Origin of the sequence: Pseudoalteromonas sp. C12FD-1 (genome assembly GCF_037414265.1) — a bacterium.
Taxonomy (GTDB): domain Bacteria; phylum Pseudomonadota; class Gammaproteobacteria; order Enterobacterales; family Alteromonadaceae; genus Pseudoalteromonas.
The window spans coordinates 1-15,571 of the sequence record NZ_JBBEVD010000068.1 but is presented as its reverse complement, the minus strand read 5'-3'; the positions used below and the strand labels follow the sequence as shown (position 1 = coordinate 15,571).

Below are 15,571 nucleotides of genomic sequence, written 5' to 3'. Positions count from 1 at the left end.
CTACGTTGGTTTTATACTCGGTGATTATTGTGTTGTAGGCGCCTTGCTTGCTGGCGCACTTAGGCTGTTGTTAGCTCATAGCTCATAGCTCATAGCTCATATCTCATAGCTGTACATATTCACGCTTGCGCGTTATCAGCCCTCATGCTTTAATTACACCGCTAAAAAAATAAGTACTCACCAAGGTTGGTGAGCAAGTGCAATATTTAAAATAATTTTGGGATTCTACAATGGCGTTAAGCTGTAAATCACTCGTAACTTCTCTCGTAATGCTAGCAGCAACAGGCTGTACAATAGTTCCAGGTAGTCACTTTAAAGGTATCTCGCCAGGTGAGGAAACTCAAAATCTTGAGCAAGATCTCGAAAAAGTAAACATACAAATTATTGACTCTTCACTAATTCAGCAACAAAAACAATCACGCACGTCGGCCAAGGCAATATCAAGCTATGCAGGTGTAAACACCAGCAACTACGAATACAAACTAGGTGTTGGTGATGTACTAACAATTGGCGTGTGGGATCATCCAGAGTTAACAATACCCGCAGCAGTGCAACGCACGGCTGAGTTTGATGGCTTTAGAGTGCAAGAAGATGGCACAATCACCTACGCCTACGCACCAAATATACCAGCAGCAGGCAGAACGGTTAGCCAAGTACGAGACGACCTAGTAAGCCGCTTAAGCCGCGTAATAGAAGACCCTCAAGTAGATATAAAAATAGTAGGCTTTAGGAGCCAAAAAGCCTATGTCACAGGTGAGGTTAAACAACCTGGCGTTTACCCCGTAACAGAGGTACCACTAACACTTATTGATGCGCTAAACCAAGCCGGTGGTTTAACTAATGCTGCAGATTGGCGCACAGTTACCTTTACCCGTGGCGATAAAACAGAAGTAATACAACTTGACGACTTTTACGCACACGGTGACATATCGCAAAATCGCTTACTTAAAAATGGCGACATAGTGCATGTAAACCGCAACGATAAACAAAAAGTTTACGTTTTAGGTGACGTAAAGCGCGCAGGCTCAGTAACGCTTAACCGCTATGGTTTAAACTTAGCGCAAGCATTAAGCGATACGGGCGGCTTAAACGAAAATACCGCCGATGCCAATGGCGTATTTGTACTGCGTAAAAGCAACACCGAAAAAACCGGCTTACTAGCCAATGTATATCAGCTACATGCAAAAAATATAGCTGCAATGGTTTTAGCCGAGCAGTTTGAACTGCAACCACACGACATTGTTTACGTAACAACAGCGCCTCTAGCCCGCTGGAACCGTGTTATAAGCTTGTTGTTACCATCGGTATCATCTATCGATAGCATAGACGACATTTCGTCAAACTAAAGGTGAAGTAATGTTTGATTCAGTTTTAGTTGTATGCGCGGGTAACATATGCCGCAGTCCAACCGGTGAATATGTTTTAAAGCAAAAGCTTGAAGGTAAAAATATTAAAGTGTCGTCGGCTGGGTTAACCGCACTTGAAGGTAAACCTGCCGATGCAACAGCAAAGCAAATTGCACAAGCAAACGGTATAAACATGGATGCCCACCAAGGCCGCCAATTAACATCGGCCTTGGTAGCGCAAAATAGTGTTATTTTAGTAATGGAAGAGCGCCACCTAAAAGATCTGCACGCCCGTTACCCCGAAGCACGTGGTAAAACTTTTTTATTAGGGAAATGGATTAATAACGCCGAAATCCCCGATCCATACCGCCAAAGCCAAGAGGCTTTTGAGCACGTGTACGAACTAATAGATAGCGCCTGTAGCGCTTGGCAAAAGTATTTATAAGGAAAGGCAAAGTAAATGAATGCAAAGCCTGTAAACAATAGCAGCAACCAAAATAAAACAGCCACGCAAGAAATAGATTTACTTGCATTAGTGGGAACGCTTCTCGACCGTAAATACTTTATAATTTTATTTACAGCGGTGTTTGCAATTATTGGTGTTGCAGTGGCTATATTAAGCACACCAATATATAAAGCAACAGCGTTAATTCAAGTAGAAGAAAGCAGCGCCTCAGTACCCGGGCTTGACGACATGGCCGGAATGTTTGAAAGCTCAAGCGAAGCCGTAACCGAAATAGAGCTGCTTAAATCGCGCAGCGTGATTGGCGAAGCGGTAGATACACTAAAGCTAAATATAATTGCAGAGCCTAAATTATTTCCTGTTATTGGCGGTAAAATTTACCGTGGTTTTGTAGCAGAGCAACCTAACGAGTTAGCTAGTCCGTTATTAGGAGCTAGTAGCTATGCATGGGGCGGGGAAAGCATAAATGTATTTAGATTCGATGTGCCAAAAGCACTTGAAGGAAAAGAGTTTGAACTAGTTACTGAAAAAAATAACCGCTATAAGCTTATTAACCCCGACGGCGAAACAGTGCTAACCGGTGCTGTAGGCCAAGACGAAGTAAGCGGCTTTTATAGCCTAACAATACGCAGCTTAAATGCTCGCCCAGGCACTACCTTTACACTTATAAAAAATAATCGCTACCGCACCGTTGTTGAGCTACAACAAGAAATATCGGCAAGCGAAAAAGGTAAAGACTCAGGCATAATTACCCTAGCGTACGAGCATAAAAGCTCAACTCACGCCGAAAAAGTACTTAACAAAGTATCGCAAATTTATGTGCGCCGTAATGTAGAGCGTAATAGTGCAGAGGCTAAAAAGTCGCTCGACTTTTTAGAGGTACAATTACCCGAGGTTAAAAAACAGCTAGAGCAATCAGAGCAACGCTTTAACGATTACCAAAAACAACGTAAATCTATAAACATAACACTCGAAACCCAAGGCGTTTTAGAGCAAATAGTAGAGCTAGACACCACCTTACAAGAGCTAGAGCTAAAACGTTTAGAGCTAAGCCGTAAATTTAAACGCGAGCACCCTGCATACCAAGGTATTGTTAAGCAAATACAAGCAGTACAAGACGAAAAACAACAGCTAACATCTAAAGTCAGCAACCTACCCGAAACCCAGCAAGAGCTCCTACGCTTAACGCGCGATGTAGAAGTAGGCAACGAAATTTACATGCTATTACTTAGCAAAACGCAAGAGCTAGATATAGTACGCGCGGGCACGGTAGGTAATGTACGCGTGGTAGATGTAGCAGCGGTAGACACAACCGAACCCGTTAAACCTAAAAAAGCACTAATTGCTGTAGTGGCTACATTATTAGGCGGCTTTTTAGCAGTCGCTATTGTACTAATACAAAAAGCGATGCACCGCGGAGTAGAAGACCCAAGTGAGATAGAAGCGCTAGGCCTACCTGTGTACGCAAGTGTGCCCCACTCAGATTATCAAGATAAACTAAGTGGCTTTACCGAGCGCGCCCGTAAAAATAAAGTAAATAAGCCAAAGAGTATATTAGCGCTAGATAACCCAGCCGATTTATCTATAGAGGCGCTCCGCAGCTTACGCACCAGCTTGCACTTTGCGATGATGGAAGCCAAAAACAACATTATTGCTATATCGGGCCCAAGCCCTAGTGTGGGTAAATCGTTTATATCGGTAAACTTGGCAACCGTACTTGCACAAAGTGGTAAAAAAGTACTTATAGTAGACGCCGACATGCGCAAAGGGTATTTACAAACCCAATTTGGCCTTAAGTGGGATAATGGCTTAAGTGATTACTTATCGGGCCGTTTAAACTTAGCGCAAATAACTAAACCAACAAAAGTTGAGGGGTTAAGCTTAATTACGCGCGGGCAAATACCACCTAACCCATCAGAGCTGCTAATGCACAGTAACTTTAGCCAGTTTATAGAAGAAGTAAGTGCCGAATACGATCTGGTAATTATAGATACACCACCTATATTAGCGGTAACCGACCCCGCAATAGTAAGTGCACACAGTGGCACCACATTATTGGTTACACGCTTTGGGCAAAACCACCTTCGTGAAATAGAGCTAACCCGTAACCGCTTTGAGCAAAACGGCATAGACGTAAAAGGCGTGGTATTTAACGGTGTAGTAAAAAAAGCCAGTAATGCCTACGGCTATTATGGCTACTACAACTACGAATATAAATCAGATAAATAGATAATTATTGGCTACGGGCTACGGGCTACGGGCTACGGGCTACGAGACCCTCAGCTCGAGGCTCGAGGCTTCTGCCCGTAGCTAACAACATACAGCTTAAAACTTAATACCCTGGAGAAAAAAATGGAAATCTCACAAGCTAGGATGACCCATCTTAAGCAATTAGAGGCGGAATCTATTCACATAATTCGTGAAGTAGCGGCTGAGTTCGACAACCCGGTAATGCTTTACTCAGTAGGTAAAGATTCAGCAGTAATGCTGCACTTAACCATGAAAGCATTTTTTCCGGCAAAGCCTCCATTTCCTTTAATGCATGTAGATACCACATGGAAGTTTAAAGAAATGATCGCCTTTCGCGATAAAATGGCTAAAAAGCTAGGTTTTGACTTAATAGTACATAAAAACCAAGAAGGGATAGACGCAGGTGTAGGGCCGTTTACCCATGGTAGTGCAAAGCATACAGACATAATGAAAACCCAAGGCCTAAAGCAAGCGCTTAACAAATATAAGTTTGACGCCGCTTTTGGTGGTGCACGCCGCGATGAAGAAAAGTCACGAGCAAAAGAGCGTGTTTACTCGTTTCGCGATAAAAACCACCGCTGGGATCCTAAAAACCAACGCCCAGAGCTGTGGAATACTTTTAACGGCAAGGTAGAAAAAGGCGAAAGCATTCGCGTATTTCCTTTAAGCAACTGGACCGAACTAGATATTTGGCAATATATTTACCTAGAAAACATCGACATTGTGCCACTATACCTAGCAGCAGAACGCCCAGTGGTAGAGCGCGACGGCACACTAATAATGGTAGACGACGACCGCATGCCACTAGCTGAGGGCGAAGTACCTATGAAAAAAATGGTACGTTTTAGAACCCTAGGCTGTTACCCGTTAACAGGTGCGGTAGAGTCAACGGCCACAACACTACCCGAAATTATTCAAGAAATGTTACTAACCAAAACCTCCGAGCGCCAAGGCCGTGTAATAGATCATGACTCATCAGGCTCAATGGAAAAGAAAAAAATGGAAGGGTACTTCTAAAGCGCACAGCGCTTCGGGCCTCTAGCTAAGTGCTGCGAGCTTAAATATGCAACTATTAGCTCTCAGTAAGTAGCCAAAAGTAATAAACAAGGATGCTTATGAGATACGAAAATTTAGAGGTTTGGCAGCGCAGTTTTCGCCTGAGTATAAAAATTTATAAAACATTTGAGCAGCTAAAAGATTTTGGCCTAAAAGATCAAATGTGTAGAGCCGGCGTTTCTGTTCCTAGCAATATTGCAGACAAAATTGCAGGAGCAAATTTTGAACGCGCTTGCGCGGCCTCGAAGAGGAGAAATGAATGGATTCATTGAATAACGCTTTGAAAGAGAGTTCGATAAAGAAAAAACTCGCTTTTTAGTTATAGCAAAGGGCTCTTTAGGCGAATTAAAAACACAGTTAATGATTGCAACTGAACTAGCTTATATTTCAAAAGAAGATAGCTTATCGATTATTAATGAATGTGAATTAATTGGGAAAATGCTAGGTAGTCTAATTAAAACAATTAAAAGTTGCTCGTAGCTCGTAGCTCGTAGCTCGTAGCTCAAGGACCTAAAATGACCGAACAAACACAAGCTAACCTACTCGAAACCGATATCGAAGGTTACTTAAAACAGCACGAAAATAAAGATTTATTACGTTTTTTAACCTGCGGCAACGTAGACGATGGTAAATCAACACTTATTGGGCGCTTACTGCACGACTCAAAATTAATTTTTGAAGATCATATGGCAGCCATTAAAAGCGATTCTAAAAAGTTTAACACCACCGACGAAGAGTTCGACTTAGCACTATTAGTAGACGGCCTTCAGTCAGAGCGTGAGCAAGGTATTACTATTGATGTAGCGTACCGCTACTTTGCTACCGAAAAGCGCAAATTTATAATTGCCGACTGCCCAGGGCACGAGCAATACACCCGCAACATGGCAACTGGTGCATCTAACTGCGACCTAGCAATAGTAATGATAGACGCGCGTAAAGGCGTACAAACGCAAACCAAACGCCATAGCTATATTGCATCTTTACTTGGCCTTAAGCACGTGATTGTAGCGATTAATAAAATGGACTTAGTTGATTACAGCCAAGACGTTTACCGCCAAATTAAAGCCGACTACAAAGCCTTTGCAGAGCAGTTAGATATACCCGATATACGCTTTGTACCAATATCAGCCCTTAAAGGCGATAACGTAGTTGATAAAGGCAGTAACTTAGATTGGTACCCAGGTGCAACACTTATGCAACTGCTAGACACAGTAACCATAAGCGATGACAAAAACCTAGATACCTTCCGCTTACCTGTGCAGTACGTAAACCGCCCTAACTTAGATTTTCGTGGTTTTTGCGGCACCATAGCCAGCGGCGTTATTAATGTAGGCGATAAAGTAACAGCTTACCCTTCAGGTAAAACATCAAGCGTAGAGCGTATTGTAACGGCTGACGGCGACCTACCTATGGCATTCGCAGGCCAAGCAATTACGCTTACTTTAACAGACGAAATAGACATAAGCCGTGGCGATGTAATTACCCGCACGACAACAGATAAAGCGCAGCAACCTACCAGCACTACAAGCTTTGCTGCCAACATAGTATGGATGGCCGATGCCGCTATGCAGCCAGGTAAAGAATACGAGCTTAAAATAGGCACCAAAAATACCTTTGCCACAATAAGCACAATAAATCACCGTATTGATGTAAATACCTTAAATGAGCTGCAAGCCAGCGAGCTGCAATTAAACGAAATTGCAAACTGCACTATAGAAACCGCAAGCCCAGTAGTGATAGACACTTACAAAAATGTAGTGGGTACTGGCTCGTTTATTATTATTGACCGACTAACTAATGTAACAGTAGGCGCAGGTATGATCACAAATACGATGCTCGAAGCCCTAAGCCCGGAGCCAGTAACCCGCACATATACCAAGGCTGAAATAGCGCTAAATAAGTATATTAGGGAGCATTATCCAGAGTGGAACTGTGGAGCAATAGGAATTGAATAAAAGTATCGTAAAACTAAAGTTTACTTTAAACCAGTTAAAGCTTCACTCTAAGTTTTTTAGGAAAATATGGATAAAAGTAAAGGGAATAATTCCTTCTTACTATGATGATAAAAAGGCTATTTTTATCCATATTCCTAAAGCTGCGGGTAGGTCTGTTGCAATTAGTATTTTTGCTAACGAAAAGCCAGGACATTATTATGCACAGGATTATTTAAATTCTTCAGCAAAAAAATTTAATAACTACTATAAGTTTACTATTGTGCGTAACCCTCTAGACCGGCTATTTTCTTCATATAATTATTTAATATCTGGTGGAGGTAATGAAGTAGATAATTACTTTGGCAACATACTAAAAGCTGAAACAGATAATTTTGAGGATTTTGTATTAAACTGGTTAGATGAAAATAAAATGGACTCATGGATTCATTTCACTCGGCAATCTAAATACGTTTTTTTGGATGATGGAAGCAAAGGCGCCGACTTTATCGGTAAATTTGAGCGTCTAAGTGAAGATTTTAATTTAATAACTCAAGATTTAAATATGAAGGCTGATTTAGCATATAGAAATAAAAACAAAATCGATTGCGAGAAGCAACATTCTGTAGAGGTTCAGAATAAAGTTAGAAAACTATATTCTGAAGATTATGAGAATTTTAATTATTAATGAAAATTTTATTTATCGAGCCAAGGTGTTATTTTGAGAGACTAATTGATATTAAGGTAATAGAAAAAAATCATGAAGTTACTTTTGGTGTACCAATGTTTTTAGTCTCATTGAGGGGATTTTTACTTAGATATGATTATATAGCTACCTGTATTGAACACAGTGTGTTATCAAGGAATATTATATCAAATGCAGTTGTATTGAATATTAGAACAGGGTTGATATCAGATGGGACCTATGAATTTACAAACGCTACGAAAAACCCTTACTTAAAAAGCATAAAATATAATTTGCTTGAAAACGTTTCATTTTCAGATATCTATTCACCAGATAATATGATGAAAAGTTATATAAGATCTTTTGGCACCAAGTTTCATTATTACCTACCATTACACGCTAAGTATTATAACGGGGAAGGGATGAAAGAAGTAATAGTGACCAAGCGAGTCCTAATAACTACAGCAAACTCCGCATATTTTAATGAAGAAGAGTTTATAGCTTTATGTAGTATTATAAAGTCTATTACTCAATCGTTAACAAATCAAAACTTTGAGTTTAGGTTTAGAATTTTCGATAAGAGGCTAATCAAAGAGCTAAAAATAACCCCTGATATTAATGAACTTGATAGCGATATATCAAGCTGTATTAGTTTGTTTAGTCATGTTATTACTACACCCTCTACTATCGTATATACTTCTATAGAAGCTAAAAAGCCTACTGCTTTATTGCTTTATAGGGATAGCCCAATAACTCAGCCTGCAGGTTGGCTAATTTTTAATAATGTTAATTTAAATAAAACTCTTTATAACTTTATAGAAAATGGTAATGAACGGCTAGCGTTTCAAACAAGGAGTATTTTTTCTGGTGAACATTCATTTGAACCACAAAGAAGCGAAGCTAAACATATAAGTTATAAAAGCGATTTTTTAAACTTTAACTTTGAGACATTATCCCGAAAATTAAATTTCGTTAAAAAATTAGTAACTATAGTAAAAAAATGGTTAGGTAAAAGTAATGGACTTTAATTTAATCGTTTTTCTATTACTAGTATTGCCTTTATGTTTTACTTGGGTGTATATAAAATTTCACGGAAGCTTATTTAATTTAGGTGTGTTTTTTAATGCTTATAGTATTCTTTATTTCTTTGTTGGGTTAAATTTATACAAATATAATATACTAGGAGGTTACGTTACATCAGATTTGGTTAAGGTAGCTTGGTTAAGTCTTGTAGGAATAGTTTCCTTCAATGTTTTTTACAGTGCTTTTAGTTTAGTTTTTAAAAGCAAAACTGAAAACCATGATAGTTATAAAAATATACCTAGTTTTAATTCTATATTGTTACTTTTTTCATTAGGCGTATTGGCACAATTATTTATAATAGCTAAAGTTGGGCCATTTAATTTTTTCTTTATAGATCGATTAGATAGATTTCCTATAATGAAGCAATATCAACATATTGTTTTTATCGCTAAAGTTTCAAATATAGCATTGATTTTTGCACTAGCAAGGTACTTTTATGTGCAAGAATGGCGAGATAAAGCATTAGCTAGAGTTATACTTGCTTACAACTTATTTTTTGCAATTATGTTAATTTCAAGAAGTGAATTAGCATTCACATTTATAGCGCTTTTTTACTTTTTAGAGAAAACCGGAAAGGTTAGAACAAAAACTATCATAATAATAGGTATTTGTATGGCTTTATTGATGTTTTCTTATAAAGGTATTTTATATATATATATTTTAGGTGATCAAGACTATGGAACTTTTAATCCGGGGGAGTTCATCAATTGGATTAGAAATACACTACTGTTATTTGATTCAAAAATCACCCCTGAATCATTACCAAATAATAGCTATCTTTTAGCTCTAGAAGGTGTTTTAAACCCATCCCCTAGTGGTGTTCCCCTTTCAGAGTGGTTTATACAATACTTCTATCCAAATAAAGTGGTTAGCGGGTTAACGTATGGTTTTAGTGGTGTTGTAGAGGGGTATTTATATTTAAAAGAATTTGGCGTAATGATTCACTTTCTTATTATAGCTTTCATTTTTTCAATAATTGAAAGAAAGCAAAGTATTTTATCTACAGCACTGACTATATGCGCATTATTTATAATGTTTAGGTTATTCAGATCGGAAATCTATAACTTTACTAGGACCTTCATTTGGTACTATTTTTATCAAATAATAGTCTTTTATTTTGCAGATAAGGTACTTAAGAAAGTCTGATATGAAAATTTTACACCTCATTGAAGCTACTGCTACTGGAACACTCTCCATTACATTTATGGCGGCAAATGGACAAGCAAAAAATAATAATCTATCCGTTATTTTTTCACGGCGCCCAGATACTCCAAAAAACATTGAAAGCTTGTTTGAGCCGACTATTAACCTTATTGAAGAAAATTTAAAGGCTAGTCGCTTTCCGTTTTCGGTGTTTGCATTACGTAAGCATTTAAAGCAAATAAAGCCCGATGTAGTGCATTGTCATTCATCGTTTGCGGGGTTTGTGGGTAGGCTTGCAGCCATAGGGTTGAATACAAAGGTTTTTTATAGCCCACATTGCATATCATTTATGCGCCAAGATATATCACCTTTAAAAAAGGGGGTTTTTAAAGCATTTGAATTAATAGCCTGTATAAAAAAAAGCACCTATATAGCGTGCTCGCAGAGTGAATATAGTGCTATAAAAGCTGCCTTGCCATTTGCTGAGGTTGTATTGCTAGAAAACGCGGTTGACTTGTCTGACTTTAAAACACCTATAAACAATGTTACTCAAAGTGCAGCACTCAAGGTGATAACAGTAGGTGGAATTAGGCCGCAAAAAGGCCCTGCTGAATTTGCCAAATTAGCCATTACCTTTAAAAATGAAAACATTGAATTTATTTGGATAGGTGATGGCGAGCAAGAGCATAAACAATGCTTGCTTGATGCCGGTGTGAAAGTTAAAGGCTGGATGCCGCGAGCTGATGTAATTAATGAGTTAGCGCAAGCTGACTTATATTTATCAACCGCTTTATGGGAAGGGATGCCGGTATCGATTATTGAGGCATGCGCTGCGGGTGTGCCCGTTATAGCCCGTAATTGTGATGGTAACAAAGACATAATTAGCCATGGTAGCAATGGGTACTTATTTAATACAACTGCGCAAGCAATAGAGCAAATTTCATCTCATTTAGTTTCACCAGCTAAACTAAACACGCTAGCACAGTTAGCCAACCAGCAGGTATTTACACGTTTTTCTGTTGAGCGTTTTTCTTCTGAGTTAGCGCGTATTTACCGTAGTTAATTTAAAAATATAAGTAGTAATACGATGAATCAAATTGAATTGGTTTTATTTGACGTAGACGGCGTTATGACCGATGGCAGCATTTATATAGACGCCCACGGTGAAAGTTTTAAAAAGTTTAATGTAAAAGATGGCCTAGCCATAGAGCTGTTACATAGCCATGGTATTAAAACCGGTGTGGTGTTGGGCAAAGCAAGTAAGGCATTAACCGAACGCTGCGAAAAGCTAGGTTTTGATTTTGTAATTACAGGGTGCAAAAACAAACTACCGCGCGTTGAAGCTATTTGTAATGAGTTAGGTATTACGCTTGAACAGGTGGGCTTTGTAGGAGACGATGTGCTTGATTTACCCGTTATGCAAGTATGCGCAGTAAGCTTTGCGCCAAGTGATGCACACCTGCTGGTATTGCAACAAGCCATTTATATTACTCAGGCTGCTGGCGGCTACGGTGTAGTACGGGAGGTGGCCGATAAAATTTTAGTTAGTCGTTTGGGCGATTTAGCGACTGTGTATGATGTGCTACTAAAAAAAATAGTGGCTGATGATGTAAAAAATATGGAGCAGTAAGTGGCTACCCCGAGTATTAAAGTTGTTATTCCTGCCCGTTATGGATCGTCGCGTTTACCTGCTAAACCATTACTTAAAATTAATAATAAACCTATTTTTTGGCATGTTGCGCAACGCGTGCAAGAGGCGGGCGTATGCCTTACTGATATTATAATTGCTACCGACCACAGTGATATAGAACATGCTGCAAAAGCATTAAACTTACCGGTTATATTAACTGCTACAGAACATGTAAGTGGTACCGATAGAGTGAACGAAGTGGCAAAAAAATTAAGTTGGCCAAGTGATACGCTTATTATTAATGTGCAAGGCGATGAGCCGCTTATACCTCCGCAGTTAATTAAAAAACTAATAAGCTTTACGCGTGTTAATCCTGAGTTTGCTATTACAACAGCTGCTACGCCTATAAAAGCCTACCAAGATTTTATTAATACCAATGTGGTTAAAGCAGTTACTAACGAGGCAAACCATGCCCTTTATTTTACCCGTAGCCCAGCCCCGCTTAATCGCGATGACCCGCAAGATTTAACGCATGCTAAACGCCATATTGGTATTTATGTATACAAGGCAAGTGCGTTAAATACCTTATGCGGTTTGCCTGAGTCGCAGCTAGAGCGCCTAGAAAAACTAGAACAACTACGGGCTTTAAGTAATGGTTTAACCATTGGCGTAATGAATTTTAACGCTGACATACCACATGGTATTGATACGCAACAAGATTACTCTCACATAAAATCTATAATGGAAAAACTTTGAACTCCCTCACTATAGCTAAGCGTGTTATTAACACCGAAATAGAGGCGTTGCATGCCTTGCATGACCAGCTCGATGAGCAATTTAAACACGCTATTGATTTAATATTAAATACTAATGGACGTACTATTATTTGTGGTATGGGAAAGTCGGGTATTATAGGAAAAAAAATAGCGGCGTCGTTTGCAAGTACAGGAACACCTAGCTTTTTTATGCACCCTGGCGAGGCGTTTCATGGTGATTTGGGTATGGTAACGCCAGATGATGTTTTTATTGCTATATCTAACTCGGGTGAAACCGACGAAGTGCTTAAGTTACTGCCCTTTTTAAAAGATAATGGTAATAAAATTATTGCAATAACGGGAGATAGTCGCTCTACTTTAGCGACCCATTCGCATTGCCATTTAAATGTGGCGGTACCGGCTGAGGCTTGCCCGTTGCAGTTAGCACCTACCTCTTCGACAACGGCTACATTAGTAATGGGTGATGCGCTAACTGTTGCTTTAATGGAAGCGCGTGCTTTTTTGCCTGAAAACTTTGCACGTTTTCACCCTGGTGGCAGCTTGGGCAGGCGATTACTTAGCAAAGTGAGCGACGAAATGGTGACTAACGATTTACCTATGGTTGAGGTGTCGGCGCCTATTTCTGATGTAATAAATACAATGTCGAAGGGGGCACTTGGGCTCACTTTAGTTATGAAAAACAATGCTGTAACAGCCATTATTACCGATGGTGATTTACGCCGCGCAATAGAAAAATATAACAAGGACTTGTTTGATTTAACGGCTGGGCATATTGCAAGTAGTAGCCCTGAGCTAGTTACACCATGTGTTTCTATGGTGACTGCGTATGAGTTAATGCAGGCTAAAAAAATTAACTGCTTAGTAGTGTGCAATAATAAACAAGTTGTTGGTATTTTAAAAAAATAACAATAATAGAATATTAAATTAACGTGTGTGGTTTTAAATATGATTAAAGGGTTTGCAAAAGATCATAGTATTTTGGTTGCTGTATTGCATAGAGGCTCTGATCTTTTTGCAATATTTTTTGGATTTGCGGTTTCTAATTGGTTAATAAATGGGGCTATTTGGCCACAAAAAAGCTTTATTTTAACGTTGTTTTTAAGTGTGGCTATTGCGTTTTGGCTCTACCCATACTTGGGTATGTATCGTACATGGCGCGGCGAATCGAAAGTTAAAGAAGTTGGAGTGGCAACTGTATGTTGGACCATAAACCAAATTATTTTAGGGGCCATTTATTATATTTCAGACAACTCTGTTAATTACGATAATACGTTATTTATATATTGGTATGTAATAGGGTTAATGGCGCTAGTGGTAATACGCTTTAGTATTCGGCTAATGCTAAATAAGTACCGAGCAAAAGGCGGGAATCAGCGCCATGTGATTATTATTGGCGATGGCGATATAGCTAATAAAATGGTTGCAAAAATTCATGCTTCTCCTTGGACTGGTTATAAAATAGCGGGCTCCTTTGGCGATGCTGCTCTTAATAACTGTTCTATTTTAGGCGATTATAATGCGCTTGAAAGTTATATAAATAACCACGGTGAAGGGATTGACCAAATTTGGATTGCCCTTCCTTTAAGCGATGAATTGCTGGTGGAGCAAATATTGCACAGCCTTCGTAATGCTACGCAGGCGGTACGTTATATACCAGATATGCGCGGTTTTAGACTTATAAACCACTCGGTGAGTGATATTGGCGGTATGCCTGTAATTAATGTAAGTATGTCGCCAATTAGTGGTGCTAATTTACTGCTTAAAAGTATTGAAGATAAGCTGCTCTCGGGACTTATTTTATTAATGATTAGCCCTATTTTGTTACTGTTGGCAATAGGCGTAAAAATGACTTCTCCGGGGCCTGTTTTTTATAGGCAAGAGCGGGTAAGTTGGAATAATAAAAAATTTATGATGCTTAAATTTAGAAGCATGCCACAAAACAGTGAAAAAGACGGCGTGCAATGGGGCGGCGCTAAAGGTAAAACAAATACTAAGTTTGGGCAGTTTATTCGTAAAACCAGCCTTGATGAGTTACCGCAATTTATTAATGTATTAAAAGGCGATATGTCGATAGTAGGGCCGCGCCCGGAGCGTACCGTATTTGTAGAGCAATTTAAAAACGAAATACCGGGCTACATGCAAAAGCATATGGTTAAAGCGGGTATAACGGGTTGGGCGCAAATTAATGGTTGGCGAGGCGATACCGACTTGCAAAAACGTATTGATTGCGACTTACACTATATTGATAACTGGTCTTTATGGCTTGATATAAAAATTATATTTTTAACTATTTTTAAAGGCTTTGTTAATAAAAACGCGTATTGATACTTTGGCTACGGGCTACGGGCTACGGGCTACGGGCTACGGGCTACGGGCTACGCGTATTTATGCTTAAACATGATAGGGCTACTTACTAAACTAAGTGGCCCTATTAAGTTTTTAGTATGAGCAATAAGCATTTAGTTACTGCGTGTACAACTTTAAAGCTTAAAATAAACAGGATACAAATAAATTGAATAACCAAATGATTAATATTAACAACATAGAACTGGCAAACGACAAACCCTTTGTATTGTTTGGTGGTATGAATGTTTTAGAGTCACGCGATTTAGCGATGCGTATTGCTGAGCACTATGTAGAAGTAACCTCTAAATTAAATATTCCTTATGTATTTAAAGCCTCGTTTGATAAAGCGAACCGCTCTTCAATAAACTCATACCGCGGCCCTGGTATGGAAGAAGGCTTAAAAATATTTGAAGAGATTAAAAATACCTTTAATATTCCACTGATAACTGACGTGCACGAACCGCATCAAGCAGCGCCAGTTGCCGAAGTAGTTGATGTAATTCAGTTACCTGCATTTTTAGCACGCCAAACCGATTTAGTGGTAGCTATGGCTAAAACGGGTGCCATTATTAACGTGAAAAAACCACAATTTTTAGCCCCTCATGAAATGCGTCATATCATTACTAAATTTAATGAAGCGGGTAACAACAATGTTGCACTGTGTGAGCGTGGCTCAAGCTTTGGCTACAACAACTTAGTGGTTGATATGCTAGGTATGGATGATATGAAAGCTATGGCACCGGTTATTTTTGATGCAACCCATGCACTACAACGTCCAGGTGGGCGAGCAGACTCTGCAGATGGACGCCGTGCACAAGCTGCCGAGCTTGCTCGCAGCGGCATGGCACTGGGTATTGCGGGC

At 39.3% G+C, this 15,571-nt stretch carries 15 protein-coding genes and 1 pseudogene; all 16 read left to right on the top strand.

Annotated features, from left to right (window positions below; all coding sequences use genetic code 11):
* Positions 1-230 precede the first annotated feature (230 nt).
* Positions 231-1,346, top strand: a complete 1,116-nt coding sequence (locus WDB87_RS10000) for a polysaccharide export protein (RefSeq protein ID WP_337849802.1) — start codon at positions 231-233, stop codon at positions 1,344-1,346.
* Between the two features lie 10 nt (positions 1,347-1,356).
* Positions 1,357-1,791, top strand: a complete 435-nt coding sequence (locus tag WDB87_RS09995) for a low molecular weight protein-tyrosine-phosphatase (RefSeq protein WP_337849801.1) — start codon at positions 1,357-1,359, stop codon at positions 1,789-1,791.
* Positions 1,792-1,806: 15 nt separating this feature from the next.
* Entirely contained in the window at positions 1,807-4,038 is a 2,232-nt protein-coding gene (locus WDB87_RS09990; RefSeq protein WP_337849800.1) for a polysaccharide biosynthesis tyrosine autokinase, read from the top strand.
* Between the two features lie 111 nt (positions 4,039-4,149).
* Entirely contained in the window at positions 4,150-5,076 is a 927-nt protein-coding gene (gene cysD, locus WDB87_RS09985) for a sulfate adenylyltransferase subunit CysD (RefSeq protein WP_337849803.1), read from the top strand.
* A 98-nt stretch (positions 5,077-5,174) separates the two neighbouring features.
* Positions 5,175-5,387 (top strand): four helix bundle protein, encoded by a 213-nt coding sequence (locus WDB87_RS15760; protein ID WP_336624180.1) that lies wholly within the window; start codon positions 5,175-5,177, stop codon positions 5,385-5,387.
* A 19-nt stretch (positions 5,388-5,406) separates the two neighbouring features.
* Positions 5,407-5,595, top strand: a pseudogene (locus WDB87_RS15755) (four helix bundle protein); the annotation flags it as partial.
* 35 nt (positions 5,596-5,630) lie between these two features.
* Positions 5,631-7,070 (top strand): sulfate adenylyltransferase subunit CysN, encoded by a 1,440-nt coding sequence (gene cysN, locus WDB87_RS09975; RefSeq protein ID WP_337849799.1) that lies wholly within the window; start codon positions 5,631-5,633, stop codon positions 7,068-7,070.
* A complete protein-coding gene (locus tag WDB87_RS09970) occupies positions 7,063-7,734 on the top strand; it encodes a sulfotransferase family 2 domain-containing protein (protein WP_337849798.1) in 672 nt (223 codons plus the stop codon). Before cysN ends, WDB87_RS09970 begins: the two co-directional genes overlap by 8 nt.
* Positions 7,734-8,759 carry a hypothetical protein gene (locus WDB87_RS09965; RefSeq protein ID WP_337849797.1) on the top strand — a complete coding sequence of 342 codons (1,026 nt, stop codon included), beginning with the start codon at positions 7,734-7,736 and terminating at the stop codon, positions 8,757-8,759. The genes WDB87_RS09970 and WDB87_RS09965 overlap by 1 nt, the downstream gene beginning before the upstream one ends.
* Complete coding sequence (locus WDB87_RS09960) at positions 8,749-9,960, top strand: hypothetical protein (protein ID WP_337849796.1); 1,212 nt, start codon at positions 8,749-8,751, stop codon at positions 9,958-9,960. The genes WDB87_RS09965 and WDB87_RS09960 overlap by 11 nt, the downstream gene beginning before the upstream one ends.
* Position 9,961: 1 nt before the next feature.
* A complete protein-coding gene (locus WDB87_RS09955) occupies positions 9,962-11,020 on the top strand; it encodes a glycosyltransferase (RefSeq protein ID WP_337849795.1) in 1,059 nt (352 codons plus the stop codon).
* A 24-nt stretch (positions 11,021-11,044) separates the two neighbouring features.
* Entirely contained in the window at positions 11,045-11,587 is a 543-nt protein-coding gene (locus tag WDB87_RS09950) for a KdsC family phosphatase (RefSeq protein WP_337849794.1), read from the top strand.
* Positions 11,588-12,343 (top strand): 3-deoxy-manno-octulosonate cytidylyltransferase, encoded by a 756-nt coding sequence (gene kdsB, locus WDB87_RS09945; protein WP_337849793.1) that lies wholly within the window; start codon positions 11,588-11,590, stop codon positions 12,341-12,343.
* Positions 12,340-13,269: a KpsF/GutQ family sugar-phosphate isomerase gene (locus tag WDB87_RS09940; protein WP_337849792.1), complete on the top strand. Its 930-nt coding sequence runs from the start codon at positions 12,340-12,342 to the stop codon at positions 13,267-13,269. Before kdsB ends, WDB87_RS09940 begins: the two co-directional genes overlap by 4 nt.
* 39 nt (positions 13,270-13,308) lie before the next feature.
* Positions 13,309-14,688, top strand: coding sequence for an undecaprenyl-phosphate glucose phosphotransferase (locus WDB87_RS09935; protein ID WP_337849791.1), 1,380 nt, complete (start codon positions 13,309-13,311; stop codon positions 14,686-14,688).
* Between the two features lie 187 nt (positions 14,689-14,875).
* On the top strand, positions 14,876-15,571 hold a 696-nt coding region (gene kdsA / locus WDB87_RS09930; RefSeq protein ID WP_337849790.1), incomplete at its 3' end, for a 3-deoxy-8-phosphooctulonate synthase.